We start from the raw sequence: 6,654 nt of genomic DNA on the forward strand, positions 1-6,654 counted from the left end.
CATAAGCCAAGGTGTGTTTGTGGATACGCGGCATTTTGCGAAATGACATATCTTGTCCCCAATCCTGGACTGATTTGGTGCCGATATGCAGAACTTGGGTGAGAGTTTTGACGCAAGTTGTCCGAAAGTTAGCATGGGAGACAGTTTGTAATATTTGCTGTTCGCTTAAACCATCGAGGATAATTTTTTCCAGGAAGGTTTGAGCATCAACTTCGGGTGGATTGTACTCACCTTTGAGTATGCTTCTGAGATAACGAGGCATAGTTCCGGCTGCTTCGATGTAAGCAAGAGCAATTTTGCAATAGTTGGGCATCCCTTCAAAATTCAGGTCGCTTCCCCATTTCCTAACCGTTGCTCGTTGAATGTCAAAGATTGCACAGAATATCGTGATGCATTTTTTGCGGTATTGGGAGTCTGTTTCTTCTTCCAATAGTTCTGCGGGGGTTAGTTCAGCGATGCCGAAGCAGTGACGGAGGAATTGTCTGGGTTCTAAACCTTCATTTGGTAAGTGTTTGAGAGCATGGTAGTGATTCATGGCAGAGGCTCCAGATTCGTCAAGGATTGACTAGAGATTTAACTTTTTTTTGCTCAAAGCTGAAATTAATTTTTCTTATCTAAAATTGCAAGTTATTTTAAGCAGATCGTAAATATTTTTTACATGATTACTACTCTAGGGAATATGTAGAGATTCTGTCAAGCATCTTTAATGCTATATTTTCAAATAGAGATTCTTTAAAGCATCATCAGACCATCGCAAAAGAGAATGCATAGGATGTACATTAATGAAGACACAGCGAGAAGAATTATTAGATATGGCAGAGGATAACGTTCGTTTTTCGATTACCCTATCCCCTTATGACTTTCGGAAGTTAAAGCTTTGGGCAAAGCTTCGGGGTCGTCCCCCTGCCGCATTTGCGGCTCAAATCATCGCTGCACGGGTAGAAGCTAATTTTGAAACAATTAATCAGCAACTCGCAGAATATGCCCGGTATAACAATATTTCTGTCGAGGAATTGGAAGCTAGTCTTGATTCTGAATAGTTAGGGCTTGCTGAAAAAGTTTCCAGAGCAAATCGAGATGCCAAACAGCTAAAAAAATGGTGGCTTTAGGCGTTGGTTTCTAAATTCACCCCACAATTTCCCACCAAAATGCAAGGATTTTTAGCTTCTAAATACTATAATCTTGCACCTGATTGGAATAAAAAGGATTGAAACCCTCATTTTGATGTTTGTTCTAGCTTTAATCAGCAAGCCCTAGTTAGACAATTCTTCGTACTGGTAGCTTGCTTATAGGCAAATTTATTGATAGTGATATTTCATGAGAATGAGTTCCAGATAGGTTTTATTCAAAGATAGGTTTTATTCAAAGATAGGTTTTATTCAAAGATTGCTTTTGTCAGATTGCGATACTCCATAGAAATATGGTCTTTGGACGGATGCTGGATATCATTACGTTGATTCCCGCATCTATTATATAATTATACTACATCTATATAGTCACTATATGGCAGCAAATATTAAATGCAATCGAAGGTATTATGAAACATGAAAATTAGAAAAAAACTACCGTGACCAAAAGAGTAAGCGTTTCTATTCCCGATTTGACACATGAAAAATTACAGAGATGGGCTGATATTGAAGGCACAAATCTGGCTGATTTAGCAGCTTATCTGTTGCGTAGAGAGGTTGAAATAGCTGAAAAGGAGGGAAAGCTGAAATACCCAGATGAAAATGTGAATAAAAACCCCCAGTCTTAGTGTGTTTCACTTATATGTCGCTCTCAGCTTTGCGATAAAAGTCTGGCATGGCTTTGGTGTTGCCAAACTCCGTACTGGAAAATCCTGCCATGCTTGAAGGCTTTTCGGGTAAGTTTTTCGACCAAAGGTAGTTTTTCATGTTTGCTCATACATGGCACCTGTAGAAGTTGTTTGCCGATATAAGTATAGTAAAACTGGCAATGAACTATGTCAATAGGTAATGCACTTGAGTGACAAATATTTAGAAGAGAGCAAAAATAATGAACTAGAACCAGTTTTTATATTTTGACGTGCCTACAAAAAAACCTAGAACAACCATTTATCTTGAACCGGAACTGATGGAAGCCCTTGAAGAAAGAGCCAAGCAGGAAAAGCGCACAGTCAGCAATATGTGCAATTTGCTGCTTGAGCAAGCAATGAGTGAATGGCTAAAGCAGAAGGGGAAATAATCGTATAGTACCTATGAACTATTTATGCCGAATGAAAACAAAAAAAAAGCTCGACTGTAAGCTTTCGAGTTTTTTACCTGATTATCTGCAAATCGAGTTTAAAGTCTGATGCGCTAGGGAAGGGACAAATATGAGTGAAAAATCGGGGGAGCTAATAGAGGAATAGGTTACAAGTAAAGCCAGTCAAGCTGTTAAATGAATTTTGTAGTCATCAATTAAGCAAGCAATAAACGGTAAAATCAAAGTCGTAAATTAAACATCTCTATACCTCTAGCAGCATTTTCGAGTTGATTTGGCTAAACTTTGCTTAAGTCATCAGCTTGTGCCTTCACAGGTAAATCAATAACTCAACGAATGCGCGATAATTGCATAATAATACGCAAAAGGAATTACAAAAGTACAATTGAAAATTGGGCACTACGATTATTTTTGCCAAATGCTCTTCTACGATGGAGTGATGTAAGTAGTTGATTTGTTCTGCTAAAATTTTTTAAGATTATAAATTTTGATATATGAATTTAGCACTAAGTTTGAGTAATGTTATTGGTGCAGAGTTAGCCCAAGATAATATCCCAGCCAAATTAAGTAACGCGACTTATGTGGGGATTGATTTTGGCACAAGTACGACAACCATAAGTTATTCGGTAATTGGGAATGGGAATGTACCGATTGAAACATGTGCAATGCCAGTGCAGCAGTTACTTGAAGATGGACGACTATAAGAATCGCACTTAATCCCAACTGCGATCGCATGGCATCGGGAGCAACTATTTATCGGTGTTGGTGCGTCGTTACTTAAGGGTCAACTACAACAAGGAATTAATTTATGGACTTCATTCAAAATGGGATTAGGGGAAGATTTGGGTCCAGTTTACTACAATAGTAGACTAACAGCCCGTAATCCAACGGCGACGATTGAAAAACCCGAAGATGCAGCGCGAGTATTCTTCAACTTTTTAAAGACTCAAATCGAGGACTATGTTCAACAACACAAGTTGCCATCAATTATTCGTTATTCGGTATCCGTACCTGCATCGTTTGAATCGAACCAGCGTACAAGTTTATTATCGGCGTTAACGTCGGCTGGAATCAAACGTGATGGCAAATTATTAATTGACGAACCGAATGCGGCATTTTTGAGTTATTTAGCCGAATCAAATTTAAACGGACTCGGTAGTTTGAATATACCAGAATCATCACCATTACAAATTCTTGTATTCGACTGGGGTGCTGGCACCCTAGATATATCGATACTGGAAATAGCTAGAAGTGATTTAGGCGGACTAACTTGTAAAAACCTGGCAATATCCAAGTTTACAGCATTAGGCGGAGATGACATCGATAAGCGAATCGTCACCGATATTTTACTGCCACAATTGTTTAAGCAGAATAATTGTAACTTTGATGACTTTAGAAGTGCTGACTTAAACAAACGGATTATTCCTTGGTTGCAGAAAACAGCAGAGGAATTGAAGATATTAGCTTGTAAATCGGTATCATCGCAAATGGTATCGAATCGGTTGCCAGAGGGAGCAACTAGCAACTTCATGTTAGAATTGAATCGCTCTCTCGATATAAATTTGCCCAAACAAAAATTAAACTTGGTCAACCCCAGCATGAGTTATTGCGAGTTTAATGAAGTGATGGAGAGTTTTTTTGTTGGTGCTGAAACTGGGGATGTGAGTCTGTTTGCACCCATCGAATCGAGTTTACGTAAAGCCGAATTGTGTCGCGATGACTTGGACTTAATCTTGTTGATTGGTGGAAGCAGCAGTAATCCCTACGTACAAGTTGCCCTCTCTAACTACTTTACCAATACAGAAATCGAAATACCGCGTGATTTGCGATCGCATGTTTCCCAAGGTGCTGCTGTGAACTCCCTATTGTTGAACGGATTGGGTTTAACGTTGGTGCGTCCAATAGTGTCCGAACCGATTTTATTAATTAGTCGTAATGGATTGCAGACGCTAATTGCAGCAGGTACTGAGATATCAAACCTGAATAAAGAATTTGATTTTTGTACGGGAGATAAAGAGCAAGCAAAAATTCAGATTCCCCTGTGCGTAGGGAACGAAAATAAAATTTTGACGGTAATTAATATTGATGCTGATAGTTTTGATGGGAGATTTGCCCCGAATACTTGGGTACGAGTTAATTGTGGATTGAGTGAAGATAAAGTCTTATTTGTCAGCGCAAATATTGGTGGTGATGAAGTTGTTTCAACATTGGTTAACCCATTTGCAAATCGAGAACTAACTACAGAAGAAAGGTTAGTGTTTGAAGCTGAGAAAATGGCTAATTCAATGGCAGCAAATAATGGTGGTAAACCCTCCATTCCCGGATTGTTACATCTAGTTGAAGCTTGTGCAAATGCGTCTGATTATTTACGTGCGGCTGAAACCTTAGAATTGGTGCAGATTTTGGATAAAAACTCGCGGCACGAGACCAATATTTGTTATTACTACGATAGGGCTGATAAGGAAAAACAAGGATTTACTTGGGCTAAAATTGCTTACGAAAAACAAGAAAATGCAATTAATGCCGCTAATTTGGCAATATTTAATCTGCGTAATGGCAATAGCAGTGAATACGAATTATTGATGGAGAAGTCTTTATCATTTAATCCAGATTTTATCTTTACTTTGGTTTCCTATGGTAGCTATTTGATGCGTAAAGAAGATAAACGTAAAACCAAAGGTCGAGATATGGTGCAACGGGCATTTAATTATCTATACAAATTATTTTTAGATGGTGATTTATATTTATCGGATTATGACAAATTGATTAAGGCTGCCGAATCTTTAGGTAAAAATGATGTTAGTGAAATCGTCAAGATGCGAAAACTTGAATTTAGTGCTAAATCTAAACTTTACAACGAAGAAAGTTTGCTGGCATCACCAATGGAGAGTAATAGGAATAGCACAAATAATGTTTTGAACCCAACTAATTTATTCAAATTATTTTAATTGGAGATTGTCAATCACATGTCTTGGTTATTACCATTTGCCAAACTTGATGCCGAACAACGCGATATTATTAATCGCATTCTTTCTAACCCCAAACAGAATTTTTTTATTCAGGGGTTTGCGGGTTCAGGTAAATCCATTTTGTTGTTGTATATCTTAATTTTAGCCAAACAGCAAAATCCTGGATTACGAGTTTGTGTAGTCGGTTATACTAACACCTTAGTAGACATGTTTAATGCAAGTATTCCACCTGAAATGAAGAAAGTTTCTTCATTCAAATCTAGTAGCTTATTCGGTGATATATTCTCCGATAAATCGAACAAAAGAGTAACTACTAATAGTTGTGGTATTGAGGTGAAAACCTATAGTGCATTTGAGAAAAGTCCTTCAGCCTACGACTTAATTTTAGTTGATGAAGTGCAGGATTTATCGGAAAAAGTTTTGTCATTATTGTACAGTCAATGCCATCAGTTAATAGTTGCAGGTGATGGCGCACAATCAATTTATAATATGGGGATGCCTGTAGCCGCGATGGTATCATTAATCAATGCTGTTACGGTTGAATTGAAAATATTACATCGTTTACCTAACAAAATTATTGAGATAGTCAAGTCGATTTTTCCTCATAACCAACTGGAACAAGCATCCCGTTCTAAATTGCGTAATGTCGATGTAGTTTTAGCTTCTTCATTGGATGTGAATGAAGAAATCCGTTATGTATTTGAAACAGCTTCAAGTTATGCTAATTCCCGTGTCAGTACAGCAATATTGTTACCGCAGAAAAAGTACATACTAGGCTTAATGGATACCATACTAAATTTACATAATTTTGATGGATGGCAACTAAAAACAAATAGATTTGGTGGGGATGACTTCGATGATTTGAATAGCTACCTATCTAAGTGTGGGTTAAATATGCAATATTTGGGTGGTGGTTATGGTGATTTAAATGATGCATCTAAAGTACATTTACTCACTTACCATAGTGCCAAAGGATTAGATTTTGAAACAGTATTGTTGCCCAATTTATGTGCAGATGTGACTATTTGGCATAGTGAAGATATTGCCAATAACTTATTTTATGTGGCATTAACAAGAAGCCGACTCAACTTGTATTTATGTTATACAAATAAACCCCATCCTTACATTACCCGTATACCCGATAACTTATTACGAGTAGTTGAATTGCCGATTCAGAAGCAAGTTGCAGTTGAGACTTCGGAGGATTACTTTTTCTAATGAAATATTTGCTACCACTTACCCATAATGAATTTCTATTATGGTATCGTCGTTCTTCATTGAAGATAATGAAGTTTCGGTTGATACCAATTTCCGATGCAGATTTGACGGAGAATACTTCTATGTTAGATAAAGTTGCTGCACGAGTAGTGGAGGCAATGCCCGACGGGAGCATCCCACTTTTTATTTAGCGAGCAAAGATTAATCCATTAAGGTAAGCACAACGGTGAGCAATGACTTGAGG

Annotated in this window: 9 protein-coding genes; 7 read left to right on the top strand and 2 right to left on the bottom strand. The window is 37.7% G+C overall.

What is annotated here, in order from left to right:
- A partial coding sequence (locus CK510_RS23885) for a hypothetical protein (RefSeq protein WP_143289414.1) occupies positions 1 to 535 on the bottom strand: 535 nt, incomplete at its 3' end.
- 247 nt (positions 536 to 782) lie between these two features.
- On the opposite strand from CK510_RS23885, the gene CK510_RS23890 reads away from it, so the two are divergent.
- The gene (locus CK510_RS23890; protein ID WP_095724052.1) at positions 783 to 1,040 is read left to right on the top strand and encodes a hypothetical protein; all 258 of its coding nucleotides are present in this window, start codon (positions 783 to 785) and stop codon (positions 1,038 to 1,040) included.
- A 527-nt stretch (positions 1,041 to 1,567) separates the two neighbouring features.
- Positions 1,568 to 1,756, top strand: coding sequence for a ribbon-helix-helix domain-containing protein (locus tag CK510_RS23895; RefSeq protein WP_095724053.1), 189 nt, complete (start codon positions 1,568 to 1,570; stop codon positions 1,754 to 1,756).
- A gap of 10 nt (positions 1,757 to 1,766) precedes the next feature.
- Here CK510_RS23895 and CK510_RS34090 read toward each other — a convergent pair whose 3' ends face one another.
- A complete protein-coding gene (locus CK510_RS34090; RefSeq protein WP_281257079.1) occupies positions 1,767 to 1,895 on the bottom strand; it encodes a hypothetical protein in 129 nt (42 codons plus the stop codon).
- 151 nt (positions 1,896 to 2,046) lie between these two features.
- On the opposite strand from CK510_RS34090, the gene CK510_RS23900 reads away from it, so the two are divergent.
- From CK510_RS23900 to CK510_RS23920, 5 genes are all read left to right on the top strand, one after another.
- Entirely contained in the window at positions 2,047 to 2,205 is a 159-nt protein-coding gene (locus CK510_RS23900) for a ribbon-helix-helix domain-containing protein (protein WP_245912369.1), read from the top strand.
- Between the two features lie 512 nt (positions 2,206 to 2,717).
- Positions 2,718 to 2,927, top strand: coding sequence for a hypothetical protein (locus CK510_RS23905; protein ID WP_095724054.1), 210 nt, complete (start codon positions 2,718 to 2,720; stop codon positions 2,925 to 2,927).
- Between the two features lie 120 nt (positions 2,928 to 3,047).
- Positions 3,048 to 5,171 (top strand): Hsp70 family protein, encoded by a 2,124-nt coding sequence (locus tag CK510_RS23910; protein ID WP_095724055.1) that lies wholly within the window; start codon positions 3,048 to 3,050, stop codon positions 5,169 to 5,171.
- Positions 5,172 to 5,189: 18 nt separating this feature from the next.
- Positions 5,190 to 6,410: a 3'-5' exonuclease gene (locus tag CK510_RS23915; protein WP_095724056.1), complete on the top strand. Its 1,221-nt coding sequence runs from the start codon at positions 5,190 to 5,192 to the stop codon at positions 6,408 to 6,410.
- Positions 6,410 to 6,601 (top strand): hypothetical protein, encoded by a 192-nt coding sequence (locus tag CK510_RS23920; RefSeq protein ID WP_095724057.1) that lies wholly within the window; start codon positions 6,410 to 6,412, stop codon positions 6,599 to 6,601. Before CK510_RS23915 ends, CK510_RS23920 begins: the two co-directional genes overlap by 1 nt.
- Positions 6,602 to 6,654 lie beyond the last annotated feature (53 nt).

Origin of the sequence: Brunnivagina elsteri CCALA 953, assembly GCF_002289455.1 — a bacterium.
GTDB lineage: Bacteria > Cyanobacteriota > Cyanobacteriia > Cyanobacteriales > Nostocaceae > Brunnivagina > Brunnivagina elsteri.

Bases quoted from the DNA above. Each gene is read 5' to 3' on its own strand.
- CK510_RS23910 (WP_095724055.1), top strand. From the start codon at position 3,048: ATGGGATTAGGGGAAGATTTGGGTCCAGTTTACTACAATAGTAGACTA.
- CK510_RS23920 (WP_095724057.1), top strand. From the start codon at position 6,410: ATGAAATATTTGCTACCACTTACCCATAATGAATTTCTATTATGGTAT.
- CK510_RS23915 (WP_095724056.1), top strand. From the start codon at position 5,190: ATGTCTTGGTTATTACCATTTGCCAAACTTGATGCCGAACAACGCGAT.
- CK510_RS23890 (WP_095724052.1), top strand. From the start codon at position 783: ATGAAGACACAGCGAGAAGAATTATTAGATATGGCAGAGGATAACGTT.
- CK510_RS23905 (WP_095724054.1), top strand. From the start codon at position 2,718: ATGAATTTAGCACTAAGTTTGAGTAATGTTATTGGTGCAGAGTTAGCC.
- CK510_RS34090 (WP_281257079.1), bottom strand. From the start codon at position 1,895: ATGAAAAACTACCTTTGGTCGAAAAACTTACCCGAAAAGCCTTCAAGC.